The 13913-nt window shown below is 45.2% G+C and carries 13 protein-coding genes; 7 read left to right on the top strand and 6 right to left on the bottom strand.

The genetic code is table 11. From position 1 onward, the window contains the following. Positions 1-2: 2 nt before the first annotated feature. A complete protein-coding gene (locus ABZM97_RS18205; RefSeq protein WP_087991524.1) occupies positions 3-200 on the top strand; it encodes a PspC domain-containing protein in 198 nt (65 codons plus the stop codon). Position 201: 1 nt separating this feature from the next. Further along, complete coding sequence (locus tag ABZM97_RS18200) at positions 202-561, top strand: phage holin family protein (protein WP_087991522.1); 360 nt, start codon at positions 202-204, stop codon at positions 559-561. A gap of 28 nt (positions 562-589) precedes the next feature. Here the strand turns inward: ABZM97_RS18200 and ABZM97_RS18195 are convergent, their stop codons facing one another. After that, on the bottom strand, positions 590-1801 hold the full coding sequence (locus ABZM97_RS18195) for an MFS transporter (RefSeq protein WP_087991521.1): 1212 nt from the start codon (positions 1799-1801) through the stop codon (positions 590-592). Between the two features lie 20 nt (positions 1802-1821). Then, positions 1822-2331 carry a MarR family transcriptional regulator gene (locus ABZM97_RS18190; protein WP_087991520.1) on the bottom strand — a complete coding sequence of 170 codons (510 nt, stop codon included), beginning with the start codon at positions 2329-2331 and terminating at the stop codon, positions 1822-1824. Between the two features lie 436 nt (positions 2332-2767). On the opposite strand from ABZM97_RS18190, the gene pchC reads away from it, so the two are divergent. Beyond that, positions 2768-3514: a cyclo(L-leucyl-L-leucyl) synthase gene (gene pchC, locus ABZM97_RS18185; protein ID WP_087991519.1), complete on the top strand. Its 747-nt coding sequence runs from the start codon at positions 2768-2770 to the stop codon at positions 3512-3514. 14 nt (positions 3515-3528) lie between these two features. After that, positions 3529-4746, top strand: coding sequence for a pulcherriminic acid synthase (gene cypX, locus ABZM97_RS18180; RefSeq protein ID WP_087991518.1), 1218 nt, complete (start codon positions 3529-3531; stop codon positions 4744-4746). Positions 4747-4784: 38 nt separating this feature from the next. On the opposite strand, the gene ABZM97_RS18175 is transcribed toward cypX, so the two are convergent. Continuing rightward, positions 4785-5258, bottom strand: coding sequence for a MarR family transcriptional regulator (locus tag ABZM97_RS18175; RefSeq protein ID WP_087991517.1), 474 nt, complete (start codon positions 5256-5258; stop codon positions 4785-4787). A 164-nt stretch (positions 5259-5422) separates the two neighbouring features. Here ABZM97_RS18175 and ABZM97_RS18170 point away from each other — a divergent pair, with 164 nt between their 5' ends. Then, a complete protein-coding gene (locus ABZM97_RS18170; RefSeq protein ID WP_367387047.1) occupies positions 5423-9292 on the top strand; it encodes a metallophosphoesterase in 3870 nt (1289 codons plus the stop codon). An 18-nt stretch (positions 9293-9310) separates the two neighbouring features. Here the strand turns inward: ABZM97_RS18170 and nagR are convergent, their stop codons facing one another. Genes nagR through nagA form a run of 3 tightly spaced genes read right to left on the bottom strand, consistent with a single transcriptional unit; the run spans position 9311 to position 11975 of the window. Next, on the bottom strand, positions 9311-10042 hold the full coding sequence (gene nagR, locus ABZM97_RS18165; protein ID WP_289348352.1) for an N-acetylglucosamine utilization transcriptional regulator NagR: 732 nt from the start codon (positions 10040-10042) through the stop codon (positions 9311-9313). Positions 10043-10059: 17 nt separating this feature from the next. After that, positions 10060-10788: a glucosamine-6-phosphate deaminase gene (gene nagB, locus ABZM97_RS18160; protein WP_087991513.1), complete on the bottom strand. Its 729-nt coding sequence runs from the start codon at positions 10786-10788 to the stop codon at positions 10060-10062. Then, complete coding sequence (gene nagA, locus ABZM97_RS18155; protein WP_367387046.1) at positions 10785-11975, bottom strand: N-acetylglucosamine-6-phosphate deacetylase; 1191 nt, start codon at positions 11973-11975, stop codon at positions 10785-10787. Before nagA ends, nagB begins: the two co-directional genes overlap by 4 nt. Before the next feature lie 181 nt (positions 11976-12156). Between nagA and hprK the strand changes: the two genes are divergently transcribed. After that, entirely contained in the window at positions 12157-13089 is a 933-nt protein-coding gene (gene hprK / locus ABZM97_RS18150) for an HPr(Ser) kinase/phosphatase (protein ID WP_010328731.1), read from the top strand. Positions 13090-13102: 13 nt separating this feature from the next. Further along, positions 13103-13912: a prolipoprotein diacylglyceryl transferase gene (gene lgt, locus ABZM97_RS18145; protein WP_367387045.1), complete on the top strand. Its 810-nt coding sequence runs from the start codon at positions 13103-13105 to the stop codon at positions 13910-13912. Position 13913: the final 1 nt, after the last annotated feature.

The following is a 13913-nucleotide window of genomic DNA, read 5'->3' as shown; positions in this document are numbered from 1 at the left end:
GAATGAATAGGCTTTATCGTTCAGAGAAAAACAAAAAAATGGCCGGTGTCATCGGCGGTCTCGCGGAATATTTCAATTGGGACGCATCACTCCTAAGAGTCATAACTGTCATTTTAGCGGTTATGACAAGTGTTTTACCTGTTTTGCTGATATATATCATTTGGATTTTTATCGTCCCGTCAGAAAGGGAAATGAAATGACATGATAAAATGGGCAGTCAGCATTTTAGTCAATGCATTGTTATTAATCGTCATTGATGGATACATTGACTCCATCCATGTCAGCAGCATCGGGGCAGCGGTTATCGCCAGCTTCATATTATCGATCTTAAACGTGCTGATTAAACCGCTGTTGATTATCTTCACACTGCCAGTCACCATGGTGACGTTTGGTCTCTTCTTGTTTGTGATTAACGCCATTACGCTTATGATGACCGCGTCCATTATGGGTGACAGTTTTCAAATTGGCGGCTTCGGCACAGCGATATGGGCATCCGTTATCCTATCGGTGTTCCATTTGCTGATTCAAAAAGGGATTTTAGAACCTCTGCAAAAGAAATAAAAAAAGCTGCCATCAAAGGGCAGCTTTTTTACATGTGGTGTTTTTTTTGCTTCATGCGCTTCTGCGGCGGATACAGTTGCGGCAGAAGGCAAAAGCTCAATGCGGCAAATATAAGGCCTAAGAGGCCAAACGACATGGCAGACGGTATCATTGTGAGCAGATAAGCAGATATCATCGGACCTGCCGCCATGCCTGTGTATCTGATAAAGTTAAACATTCCGATGGCGCTCCCTCTGTTGTGTTCAAATTCATTGGTGATCATTGTGGAGTACAAGGGAGGGATGACCCCCATTGAGATGCCAAACAATGCCAGTGTGAGTGCCATGAGAATGAGAGAAACAGAATGTGTAACGGCGAACAAAATGATACTGCAGGCAGCTATCACATTGCTGCCGATAAACAAGGTGTTCAGCGCGACTTTTGCCTGTATTCTTTTAAACAGAAACGTACCTGCGATTGTACTTAAGGCCAGTGGCAAATACAACAGCCCTGCAATGCTCACATCAATATGATAATGCTCCGTCAGTAATATCGGGAGGTAGACGATCACCGCAAAATAAATGAAAAAGAGGACAAAGCTTAAGGTTAAAATGACGTTTCCTGTTCGGTTTGTAAATATTGATTTGTAATGGGTAAAAACATTGCCCTTAGTTTGCTGCTTAGAGCCAGCGGGAGAATCTTTGGGAAAGATCATGCTGTTTGCCGCCAGCATAATGACAGAGATGGCCGTAAGCATCCAAAAGATCCCTTCGTACCCGGCTGCTCCGCCGATCAATCCCCCGAGGACAGGTGCGATAGCCGGCGCGGCGGAAAGGAGCATTTGATACGTTCCCATGGCACTTCCGCGTTCCCTGCCTGTAAAAAGCTGTCCGATCGTAGTGGCAGCAATAAGAGGCAGTGCTGCGGACCCGGCTGCCTGTATCATTCTGAATATCAGAAACAAAGTAAAGTCAGTGGTCACCGCACAGCCGATGCTGGCGGCTGCCGTTGCCAGAATACCGGCAATCAATACAAACCGCGCGCCTTTAAAATCGATGATAGTCCCTAATATAATTTGCATAATCGCTGTCACAATCATAAAGACTGAGACTGACAGATTGACCATTGCTGCGGAAACGTGGAACGATTCTTTAATAATCGGGATAATAGGTGAATAAATGTTTTGGCTTAAAGACGCAAAAAATGCGCTGAAGCAAACAATATATAAGATCAATACCGCCTTTGATTTCGTTTGAGCCATTGTGTACACCGCCTTTTTGTTTACTTTACAGGTTTATCCGGAGCCTCGTTGGTTTGTTCTGCTTCAAGTGAAGACGTCAGGTTCTCTAAAAATTTCAATACAGCATTTTGCTCATCTTGTGAGAATGAATCGAGGAATTGGTAAAAAGCCAGTTCCTTTTTTTTATGCAGTTTCTCATGCAAGTCGAAAATCCGTCTGCCTTTACGAGTTAACTTGAAATACACTTCTTTCTTGTTATCTGTCAGCTGATAGCTGTTAATGAATTCTTCCTTAATCAGTTTTGTGCTGATTTTCGTTACATTTGCCTTCGATAAATTCATTTTTCTGGCGATTCCTGCGTTGTTAATGGGTTCATGCCGGCCGATACAGTCAATGACATGAATGCTTGTCATGTTTTTAGGAACATCCATCACATCCTTTTCTGCGGCCTCCTTAAAAAACTGCTGAAGTGAAGTGTTCGCTTTTTGTTCATTAAGGTGCAGCAGCCTCACGTATATGTCGTATATCATCTGCTTTGTCAAATTAGACATAGGCAACCTTCTTTCTTGGAAATTATAGTTTACAAAGAAATAATAATAATATTGTTTACTGGTGAACGATTCAATTTTATCTTTTCTTGCTTTCGTTGTCAATTGCTGGTGTTTAAACTTTATTTGCTGTTAGTCATGCTGAATATAAGTGTAAAAAGTGTGTGAAAAATGTGACATTAACATTTATTTTCAATTGTTTGGGTACTGATCGTATTGACGAAAGGAAAAATAAGGGATAAAATAACTAATGTTTACTAGTAAACATTTATTAGGCGTACATTGTAATGAATCCAAAAAGAAGTTGAAATCTGAACAAAATTCATTTGGAAACTTTAAGTGCTGCCTGCCATTCGTCTTGTTCAGTTGTACCAGTTGTTCCATCCCATGTTTGAGGGTGAAGACTTAAAGCGGGATAAGTTTTTTAGGGGTGAATGAGATGACTGAAATGGTGACGGAAAAAAAGCCTGTGTATTTTACTGCTGAGTCTCTGACACAAAACTGCAGAGAAATATTTGAACGGCGCCGGCATGTTTTAGTGGGTATCAGCCCGTTTAACAGCAGATTTTCTGAGGATTATATTTACAGATTGATTGGTTGGGCAACCGCTGAATTTAAGAGTGTTTCTGTTTTGCTTGCGGGGCATGAGGCGGCTAATCTTCTTGAAGCGCTCGGAACTCCCAGAGGCAAGGCGGAACGAAAAGTAAGGAAAGAGGTATCGCGAAACAGAAGGTTTGCAGAAAGGGCTCTTGCAGCTCATGGCGGGGACCCGAAGGCGATTCATACATTTTCTGATTTCACGGAAAACAAAGCCTACCAGCTGATGAGACAAGAAGTTGAACATGCGTTTTTTGAACAGCCTCATTTTCGGCAGGCTTGTTTGGACATGTCTCGTGAGGCGATGATCGGGCGTGCGCGCGGCATCAGCTTGATGATGGAAGAAGTCAGTGAGGATATGCTGAATCTTGCTGTGGAATATGTCATAGCAGAGATGCCGTTTTTTATTGGAGCACCGGATATTTTAGAGGTGGAAGAGACGCTCCTTGCTTATCATCGTCCGTGGAAGCTGGGTGAGCAGATCAGTAATCATGAATTTTCTATTCGTATGCGGCCGAACCAAGGATATCTCATTGTGCAGGAAATGGAGCAGATGCTTTCTGAATCACGGATCACATCTGAAGGATGACAGGGGGAGTAAACATGAGTCAATCCATTAAATTGTTTAGTGTGCTTTCTGATCAATTTCAAGAAAATCCATATGCTTATTTTTCACAGCTGCGGGAGGAAGATCCTGTTCATTATGAAGAGTCGATAGACAGCTATTTTATCAGCCGCTATCACGATGTCCGCTATATCCTTCAGCATCCGGATATCTTTACGACAAAATCACTTGTTGAGCGTGCTGAACCGGTCATGCGCGGCCCTGTGCTCGCCCAAATGCATGGAAAAGAACACTCCGCAAAAAGAAGAATTGTAGTGAGAAGCTTTGTCGGGGACGCATTGGATCATCTGTCTCCATTGATTAAACAAAATGCAGAAAACTTGTTAGCTCCTTATCTTGAAAAAGGGAGAATCGATCTCGTCAATGATTTTGGAAAGACGTTTGCGGTGTGTGTCACGATGGACATGCTCGGGCTGGATAAAAGAGATCATGAAAAAATCGCCGAGTGGCACAGCGGAGTTGCCGATTTTATTACGAGTATCTCTCAGACTCCTGAAGCGCGGGCGCATTCTTTATGGTGCAGCGAACAGCTTTCCCAATACTTGATGCCTGTCATCGAAGAACGCCGCCTCAATCCGGGATCAGATTTAATTTCTATCCTATGTACTTCTGAATATGAAGGCATGGCGATGTCGGACAAGGATATACTGGCCCTGATTCTCAATGTGCTGTTAGCCGCAACGGAACCGGCGGATAAGACGCTGGCGCTGATGATCTATCATTTGCTCAACAATCCTGAGCAGATGAATGATGTTTTGGCTGACCGTTCGTTAGTGTCAAGAGCCATTGCGGAGACGTTGCGTTATAAACCGCCGGTTCAGCTGATTCCGCGGCAGCTGTCCCAAGAAACGGCGGTCGGCGGTATAGAAATCAAAAAAGATACGATTGTTTTTTGTATGATCGGAGCAGCTAACCGGGACCCTGAAGCGTTTGAACATCCTGACGTATTTAATATTCATCGGGAAGACCTCGGTATCAAGAGCGCTTTTAGCGGCGCCGCCCGGCATCTCGCTTTCGGATCCGGCATCCATAACTGTGTAGGAGCAGCTTTTGCCAAAACCGAAATCGAGATTGTAGCCAATATTGTACTGGATAACATGCGGAATATCCGATTAGAGGAAGGTTTTCGTTATGCTGAGTCCGGTTTGTATACACGCGGACCCGTTTCACTTCATATTACGTTTGACAGAGTTTAATAAGATTCAAAGGTCTCTCCCATGCGGGCGAGGCTTTTTTACATATGTTTTACCCATAAGTTGAAAAACGCAGTCACTGTTTTTAAATCATCAATCGAAAATTCATTGAAGAGCCGCTTGTACTGCTCCTTAGCTTTTTCATGAAGCTGGTCATGGAATGCCGCCAGTCCTCTGCCGCTTTCAGTTAACGTATAAAAAGTTTCTTTTTTATTGCCGGGCTTTTTTTTCACTGTGACGATATTGTGTTTCAACAAAGCTTGAACCGCTTTTGAAACAGCTGCTTTTGAGATATGTAAGCGGGATGCCAGAAAGCTGTTATTCACATTTTGGCTGGTGTGTATGCAGGAAACAATATGAAGCTGGGTCAATGTCCAGTCTTTTTTGAGGTGACCAAGATGTTCTGAGGACATATCGCTGGACGGTATTTGCACCTTTTGCAAGACGCGTTTATCCCTTTTAAATGCGAATTGTTGTATCGCTTGAAATAATTCATCATGAATGCTGTTGTTCATCAATCTGCCTCTCTGATTTAATTGTTAACTGGTTAACTATCCTTAGTTTACTGGGTAATAGTGGGATTTTCAAGAGGCAGACGCTTTTTTGTTCTTTTTGCACAAAAATGAACTCATAAGCTTCCCTGTTCAGACGCAAAATACATGAAAAGGGAGGTGCTTTGATGAGGAAATACACAGTTATCGCTTCTTTATTCTTGTCTTTTCTTTCAGTTTTGTCTGGCGGCCATCATGAACCGAAAGTTTTCCCTGTTACAAAACAGGAACCATTCCAAACGCCTCATTACATACCCTTGCTTGAAAATCCTCCTCAAATCGATGTGAAAGCTGAAATGAAAAGCAATCTGATGATTGAGGCTCAAGTGCGTGACAATGAGTATCAAGCATTTTCTGCCTTTCTTTTTTATAAACAAAGTAATGAGCTGGGCTACAAAATGGTGCCGATGGACCCGACACCCGGAGCGATTCACAAGTTTTTGACGCAAATTCCAAAACGATTGATTTGGAACAGCGAGCTTGAGTATTACATTGTGATTTCGAATGGGAAGCAGCGGGCCGAGTCGGGAACGAAAAAACTGAAGCTTGAAGGCTATCAAGCGGATCTTGCCCATATTCCGGAGCTTCTGATTACAGAGCTGGCGGTTGATACGAAGAATACGGGACGTGCAGATGGTTATGAATTTATTGAGATTTACAATACGACTGACAGAACGATTGATTTTAAAGACTATCATATCCGTTACCGCTATCCGAAAGAAGGGCCTGATTCGGATCTGATTTGGAGACCTGAAGAAAGGATCACGATTCCATCCGGTGAAACGTTTGTGGTTTGGCTGAAGCCTGCCGGTCATCCAGAATTGACGGCGGGGGATTTCAATCGATATTACCAGACACAATTAACGGAAGGGAAAAATCTGGCGGTGATAGAAGAGACAGAGGGCATGGCCAATACCAGGCCGCGGGCAGTTGTGATATCAACGAATACAGGAAAAGATATCTCAGTTGCGCATTATCGGAAACATGCGCTTCGCCGGCTCTCGTCTGTGCTTTACAAATATCCTCTGGACGGAACCGCAGAACTTCTCAATATTTCAATCGGAGAAAAGAATCCGTCTCCGGGAACCGTATTACAGGCGCAGGTGCCTGAGCAGAAACGAAAAATCAAGCTTGATAAAGAAAAGCCGGTTATTGAGGATTTGACTGACCGTAAGCCTGTCCGTCCTGCTGAAAGCATTGAGCTGCGGGCTGACATACGGGATCGCAATCTTGTGAAAACTGCGGCCTTTTACTATCGAACAGATGAAAACAAACCGTTTAAGCGCATTCTCGCTGAAAAAGACCGCAACGACAATCTCTACCATTATATTGTGTATTCGCCTGAACTGATCGGGAAGGATCAGCTTGAGTATTACGTGGCGGCTGGGGACGGGAGCAATGAAGCGAAAACGCCGGTCAAAATGATTGATATTAAACAAACAAGCAAATCGCACGGTTTGCGTATGAACATTGAAAACAGAGACACGCTGTCGGGAACCCAGTTCCTCAAAGCGACAACAGACGGGCACACTGACAGCATTAAGCTATGGATTGACGGAAAAAAACAAGTGCCAGAGCCTGCTATGGAAAAAGAAGTGTATTTTGCGTTCGATACGAGAAAAACAAATCTCTACTTTAAAAACGCAGTCACAATGGATGGCAAAGTGCTAAAGGTGTTTGATGATACGACAAATAAATACCGCACCTATTCTGTTCCATTGCCAGAAACGCTGCTTCGGAAAGGAAAGCAGCTGCAGCGTATTACCATACGTTCAGGTTCGAAGGTGTCTCCATTTGATACGGCTGAAAACCGTGATGATTTCTTAGTCAAAAACGCCCGATTGGTGTTATCGGATGGGACGGTTATCAGGGATCCGAGGGTTTCTCCCGAAAAGGAACTCTTTATTGGAGATAATCAGCGCTCGAAAAAAAGCTGGCAATTTCAATTCAATCTGCCTGACGGCCTGTTTACGTCACAGCTGCTGGAGTGGGATACATCAAAACTTTCTGAAGGTGCTCACCATATTCAAGCAAGCGACGGCAAGGAAAATGTAAGTTTGGTTGTGCGGGTGGATAATTCAGGGCCTCACATTGAGCCGAATGTCACCGAGGGACAAACGTATAAAGGAAATCTTATCTTGCAGGCGGATATCTATGATAAATGGAGCAAAATTGAGGAAGTGGAGGCGTCTTTAGATGGCGAAAGCATTACACTCCCATATCATACGTCATCTTCTGAACTATCGCCGGGAAAACATTCTCTAAAAGTGACAGCAACGGACCTCGCGGGCAATAAAACGGTCATAGAGCGCACGTTTAAAACAGAACGGGAGCATCCGGATCAGCCGGAGGTCATAGACAGTGAAGCCGATACACATAGGGCAAAGCTTTCTGTACGGGTGAAGGACCCGACGAATGACGCCATGAATGTCGCTTTTTATAGAGGATTTCAATATACAGCGCGAAACAATGTGAAGATATTCAAGCACGCGTCACTGACTGAACCGCCGAAAAGCTTTGTGCCGGAAAGTGAGACCCCGTTTACGAATCAAGAATTGGAGCGGGTATCAGCCGCTGACGGAAAAACAGTATCGACAGAAAAGAAGGAGCTTTTCCCTTATCATCGCTTTGAAGTGACGGTTGATCCGTCAGTTGATGAGAATGACTTGGCGGAAGCGGTCTGGCAGGGGAGTTCTTTATCGGGGAGAAAGGTGACGATGTATGCTTGGAATTACCGGACAAACGAGTGGCAGACGGTTGACAGCTGCGTTGCCAAAGATGACAAACCGTTTACGCTGAAGGCGTCTGTGATCGTCTCAGATTTTGTACGGCAGTCGAAGATGAATGTGATTGTCCAGGATGAAATTCCTCCAGCGAAGGATATGTATACATTTGTCTGGATGTCTGATACACAGTATTACGCCGAAAGCTACCCGCATATTTTTGATAAACAGACCGCATGGATCAAAAATAATCAAAAGCGGCTCAATGTCAAATATGTGTTTCACACGGGTGATATTGTAGATGATTCTGCCGATATCAGACAGTGGAAAAACGCTGATCGGTCAATGTCTGTTCTGGATAAGAACGGAATTCCATACGGCGTGCTGGCTGGCAACCACGATGTCGGGCATAAGGACGGCTCCTATAGGGCGTTTGGCAAATACTTTGGCAGCCACCGTTTTGATAAAAAATTGCATTATGGCGGTTCCTATAAAAATAACCGCGGACATTATGACTTGATTTCGAGCAACGGCAATGATTATATCATGCTGTACATGGGGTGGGGCATTACCGATGAAGACATCGCGTGGATGAATCAGGTACTGAAGAAGCACCCTGACCGGATGGCTGTGTTATCTTTTCATGAGTATTTGCTGGTCAGCGGAAACAGAAGCCCGATCGGAGAGAAAATATTCAAAAAAGTGGTTAAGGCGAATCCGAATGTCGTGATGGTGTTGAGCGGGCATTATCATAGTGCGATGAGAAAAACAGATGAGCTTGATGATGATGGTGATGGAAAGCCGGATCGCCTCGTGCATCAAATGCTGGCCGATTATCAGGGCGGACCGGAAGGCGGACAAGGATATTTGCGTTTGCTGCAATTTGACCAGGCGAATGATATGGTGCATGTGTCGACGTACTCTCCGTATTTACATGATAAGAACTTCTATGATACGGATACCTACGGAAACAAGGATGAGTTTTCTCTTTCACTTGATTTGAAGCCGAGGATCAAAAAGGTGGAAACCGATTATTTTGAATGTAATGTATATACCAATGAAGAGCTCGGAAAACGGGAGCAAGTGAAGAGCGGGGATACTGCTGAGTTCCGCTGGGATCATCTTGAGCCGCACTCTGTTTATTATTGGTACACCATTGTGGAAGACAGTTTTAACGGCAAAACGAAATCACCGATCTGGAAGTTCAAGACGAAAAAAGAGACCTATCGTCCCGCGCCAGACCAGTTTGATTTACGCCATGTCTCCAATCCTTAAAAAGGGTTGGAGATTTTTTTATGAAAGCCGATCCATGTAATGGACAAATGTATAACGGTCGCCCCTGTATACAGATTTTGCATGTTCAAAAGCAGTTCCGTTCTGTAAATACGTTGTTCGTTTGATTAAGAGGACAGGCGCCCCCTTTTGAATGCCGAGAATGCTTGCTTCATCAGATGTTGCAGCGCTTGGTTCAAGCTCCTGTTTTGCGCGGGAAATCGGTATACGGTTGTACTTTTCAATATGCTCGTAAATCGACGACTGAAAATGCGATTCGTTTAACTCACCCGCAAGCTCAAACGGAATATGCGAGGATTCAATCGCCATCGGAATATCATTTGCCAGCCGAACCCGAGTGATTTTATGGATAAGGGAGGGGTGCCCGCAGCCTAATATAGCGGCGAGCTCCTCCGTTGAATCAATAAGCTGATAATGAAGGAGCCTGCTGCCGGGTGTCATCCCGCGGCTTTTCATATCCTCGGTAAAGCTTGTCAGACCTTGTAGTGCTTGTTCCATTTTTGGCTTGCTGACAAAGGTGCCCCGGCCTTTGAGGCGATAGAGAAAGCCTTCATTGACTAAATTAGAAAGCGCCTGTCGAACCGTCATCCGGCTGATTCCAAATTGTTCGGCATATTCACGCTCGGAGGGAAGAGGCATATCCGGCTGCAGCTCTCCGCTCTTCATTTGGGCTTTTAATTGCTCCATAATTTGATAATAAATCGGAATGGGCGATTGTTTATCGATATTCATAAGTCAGCATGTTCCTTTCAAGATCTTAATGCCGCTGCTTCACGATCTATTAAAACCGTAACATCAGAATGCAGGTGCAAAGCAGATGCGGGGAAATCTTCGCTTATGTCTCCTACTAACAGCTTTTTCACGGCAGCTGCCTTGCTTTCGCCGGAAATAAGCAGCAGAATGCGTTTGCTTGAGAGAATCGTCTGTATGCCCATTGTGAGCGCTTTTTTCGGCACACTGTCTATTGAAGAAAAATATCTGGCATTCGCCCGACGGGTTTGTTCATTTAATGTCACAATGTGTGTTCGCGACTTGAAAGGCGTTCCTGGTTCGTTAAAGCCGATATGTCCGTTCCGGCCGATGCCGAGAAGCTGAATGTCAGTGCCGCCGAGACATTCGATTAATTGTTCGTACCGCCCGCATTCGGCTTCCAGATCGTCTGCATTTCCATTGGGAATAAAATGCCGGCTTGGCTGACTGTCAATATGCTGAAAAAAACGATGATTCATATAGAAGTGATAGCTGTTCGGGTCATCACTTGAAAGTCCGGCGTATTCATCCAAATTAACCGTAGTGACGTTTTGAAATGAGAGGTTCTCAGTTTGGTGCAGGCGGATCAGCTCGCGATACGTGCCTTCAGGTGTGCCGCCTGTCGCTAAACCGAGAACGGCGCCTGGTTTTTGCGTGATCGTGTCTGCCGTTATTTTGGCTGCTTTTTGGCTTAGCTCTTCATATGTTTGACATTCCATTAGTTTCATATCTGGTCAGCCTCCTTGGATATAAATGCAATGTTTCCGCGGCAGATGGTGAGAATGACCTCGCAATCGCTGCTGACAACCACAAGATCCGCATCTTTTCCCTCTGTCACACTGCCTTTACGGTCAAAGATGCCCAGCTGTTTGGCCGCGTTTGCAGAAGTTATATTAGCTATATCCGTCCAAGAACAATTTGTAAACTCACGCATATGCCGTGCGCCTTCGTTCATTTTGAGGATTGAACCGGCAAGTGTTCCGTCTGAAAGAAGAGCTGTTTTTCCTCTTACCGTCACACTTTGGCCGCCGAACTCATATACACCGTCTTTCAGGCCTTTCGCCCTCATTGAATCAGTAATTAAAATGAGCTTGCTGCTGCCTTTTGCCAAAAAAGCCAGCTTTGCCGCTAAAGGATGGGAGTGGATGCCGTCGGCAATAAGCTCTGTCACAAACCCATCATGGGCAAGCGCCGTTCCGATCACTCCGGGCTCTCGGTGATGAAACGGGCTCATCGCGTTGTAAAGATGAGTCATATGGCTCGCGCCTGTTTTCGCAGCCTCCGACAGTAATGCGGAGTCGGCATCTGTGTGCCCCATCGACGCGATAATCGATTCGTCTTTCAAATAGCGGATCAGTTCAAAATGCCGATCCTCTTCAGGCGCAAGTGTGACAATTTTGATCAGTCCGCCCGCCTCCTGCTGCCACTTTTTGAAAAGGGCAACATCCGTAGGCCTGATCCATTCCTTTGGCTGCGCTCCGGCTCTTTTAGGTGAAACAAAGGGTCCCTCTAAATGAATGCCGAGCAGTTCCGCACCTAATAAAGAGGATTCTTCAGCTGCTTTCCAATCTCTTGCATTCACCAAAGCTCGAGATATGTGCCCGTGTTCCTGGGTAATGGTTGTTGCTAAAAAGCTCGTCGTTCCTTCTTCGGGCAGTCTCGACGACATGGTGTCGAGGGCGGATAAGTTTGCATCCATCGTATCTGCGCCATAGCCGCCGTGAATATGAATGTCAATCATGCCGGGAAGCAAAACGGAATCTGCCGGTGCTTGAATCTCTTTTGAATAAGACTCTTTAGGCCGTTCTGTTGTGACTGTGCTGATCTTTCCGTCATTGATTCCGACATAGCCTTTTTTGGTTCCTTCATTTTCTGTCACGATCGCGACGTCTTTGATAAGAAGACTTTCTGCCATAGGTCATCCGCCTTTCTGGAATATGAATACACTTATTTTACTCCTTTTCAGACTAGTGATCTAGACCAGCTGAGGTGTTTTCCTGTCTTTTATAAAATCTGTTTTGGGTTCAAGTCCGAAAGTGATAAAATGAAAGTATTGTGAGCAAGCTCGGGGCAGCCCGGAACAGGAGGAACAGATCGTGGCAAAAGTTCGCACAAAAGACGTAATGGAACAGTTCAATTTGGAACTAATCAGCGGAGAAGAAGGGGTTAACCGCCCGATTACCATGAGTGACTTATCAAGACCAGGCATTGAAATTGCCGGATATTTTACATATTACCCGAGAGAACGCGTGCAGCTTCTCGGAAAAACAGAGCTTTCTTTCTTTGAGCAGCTGCCGGAAGAGGATAAAAAGCAGCGAATGGAATCTCTGTGTACGGATGTAACACCAGCTATTATTCTTTCTAGAGATATGCCTATCCCGCAGGAGCTGATTGACGCTTCCGAGAAAAACGGTGTGCCTGTCCTCAGATCGCCTCTGAAAACGACTAGGCTGTCAAGCCGTTTAACCAACTTTCTAGAGAGCCGGCTGGCGCCTACCACGGCGATTCATGGCGTTCTTGTTGATATATACGGTGTCGGCGTGCTGATCACAGGAAAAAGCGGTGTCGGGAAAAGTGAAACCGCGCTGGAGCTTGTGAAAAGGGGACATCGCCTCGTTGCCGATGATTGCGTTGAAATTCGGCAGGAGGATCAGGATACCCTTGTCGGAAACGCTCCGGAATTAATTGAGCATCTTCTGGAAATCAGGGGGCTCGGCATTATCAACGTGATGACGCTGTTTGGTGCCGGCGCTGTCAGAAGCAATAAACGAATCACGATTGTCATGAATCTTGAACTCTGGGAGCAGGGCAAGCAATACGACCGTCTCGGACTTGAGGAAGAAACCATGAAAATCATTGATACGGAAGTGACAAAACTGACGATTCCCGTCCGTCCGGGCCGAAATCTCGCAGTTATTATTGAAGTGGCAGCAATGAACTTCAGATTGAAACGGATGGGTCTGAATGCCGCTGAGCAATTTACCACTAAGCTGGCGGACGTCATTGAAGACGGTGAACAAGACGAATAGGAGTTGGCGTTAAATGAATGAAGCGATAGAACCACTCAATCCAATAGCTTTTCAGCTGGGGCCGTTAGCCGTCCATTGGTACGGAATCATTATCGGTCTCGGTGCTTTGCTTGGACTTTGGATTGCGATGAGGGAAAGTGAGAAACTGGGGCTGCAGAAAGATACGTTTATCGATCTTGTCCTGTTTGCCATTCCGATTGCGATTATTTGTGCCCGAATTTATTACGTTGCATTTGAATGGGATTATTATGCGGCGCATCCGGGAGAAATCATTAAGATTTGGAAGGGCGGCATTGCCATTCACGGCGGGTTAATCGGGGCCATTTTAACAGGTTATGTGTTTTCAAGAGTAAAAAACCTTTCGTTCTGGAAGCTTGCGGATATTGCCGCGCCAAGCATTTTACTCGGACAGGCGATCGGCCGCTGGGGAAACTTCATGAATCAGGAAGCACACGGCGAGGCAGTCAGCAGAGCCTTTTTGGAAAGCCTGCATCTGCCTGACTTTATCATCAATCAAATGTACATCGACGGACAATATTATCACCCTGCTTTTTTATATGAATCACTATGGAGCTTTGTCGGCGTCATTGTTTTGCTGTTCCTGCGCAAAGCCAACTTGCGGAGAGGCGAGATGTTCTTGATCTATATCATCTGGTATTCAATCGGAAGATACTTTATTGAAGGAATGCGGACGGACAGCTTAATGCTGACTGATGCGCTTCGCATCGCTCAGGTGATTTCAATCGTATTGATTGTTTTGGCTGTGGCAGCCATCATTTTCAGACGTGTCAAAGGATACTCGAAGGAGCGGTACACGGAGTAGA

The sequence above is a fragment of the Bacillus vallismortis genome (assembly GCF_040784915.1).
GTDB classification, from domain to species: Bacteria; Bacillota; Bacilli; order Bacillales; family Bacillaceae; genus Bacillus; species Bacillus subtilis_G.
The sequence above is the reverse complement of the archived record's forward strand: the minus strand, read 5'-3'. Positions and strand labels throughout refer to the sequence as shown.

Bases quoted from the DNA above. Each gene is read 5' to 3' on its own strand.
- ABZM97_RS18200 (WP_087991522.1), top strand. From the start codon at position 202: ATGATAAAATGGGCAGTCAGCATTTTAGTCAATGCATTGTTATTAATC.
- nagB (WP_087991513.1), bottom strand. From the start codon at position 10,788: ATGAAACTAATGGAATGTCAAACATATGAAGAGCTAAGCCAAAAAGCA.
- lgt (WP_367387045.1), top strand. From the start codon at position 13,103: ATGAATGAAGCGATAGAACCACTCAATCCAATAGCTTTTCAGCTGGGG.
- ABZM97_RS18190 (WP_087991520.1), bottom strand. From the start codon at position 2,331: ATGTCTAATTTGACAAAGCAGATGATATACGACATATACGTGAGGCTG.
- cypX (WP_087991518.1), top strand. From the start codon at position 3,529: ATGAGTCAATCCATTAAATTGTTTAGTGTGCTTTCTGATCAATTTCAA.
- ABZM97_RS18195 (WP_087991521.1), bottom strand. From the start codon at position 1,801: ATGGCTCAAACGAAATCAAAGGCGGTATTGATCTTATATATTGTTTGC.
- ABZM97_RS18170 (WP_367387047.1), top strand. From the start codon at position 5,423: ATGAGGAAATACACAGTTATCGCTTCTTTATTCTTGTCTTTTCTTTCA.
- ABZM97_RS18205 (WP_087991524.1), top strand. From the start codon at position 3: ATGAATAGGCTTTATCGTTCAGAGAAAAACAAAAAAATGGCCGGTGTC.
- nagA (WP_367387046.1), bottom strand. From the start codon at position 11,975: ATGGCAGAAAGTCTTCTTATCAAAGACGTCGCGATCGTGACAGAAAAT.
- pchC (WP_087991519.1), top strand. From the start codon at position 2,768: ATGACTGAAATGGTGACGGAAAAAAAGCCTGTGTATTTTACTGCTGAG.
- ABZM97_RS18175 (WP_087991517.1), bottom strand. From the start codon at position 5,258: ATGAACAACAGCATTCATGATGAATTATTTCAAGCGATACAACAATTC.
- nagR (WP_289348352.1), bottom strand. From the start codon at position 10,042: ATGAATATCGATAAACAATCGCCCATTCCGATTTATTATCAAATTATG.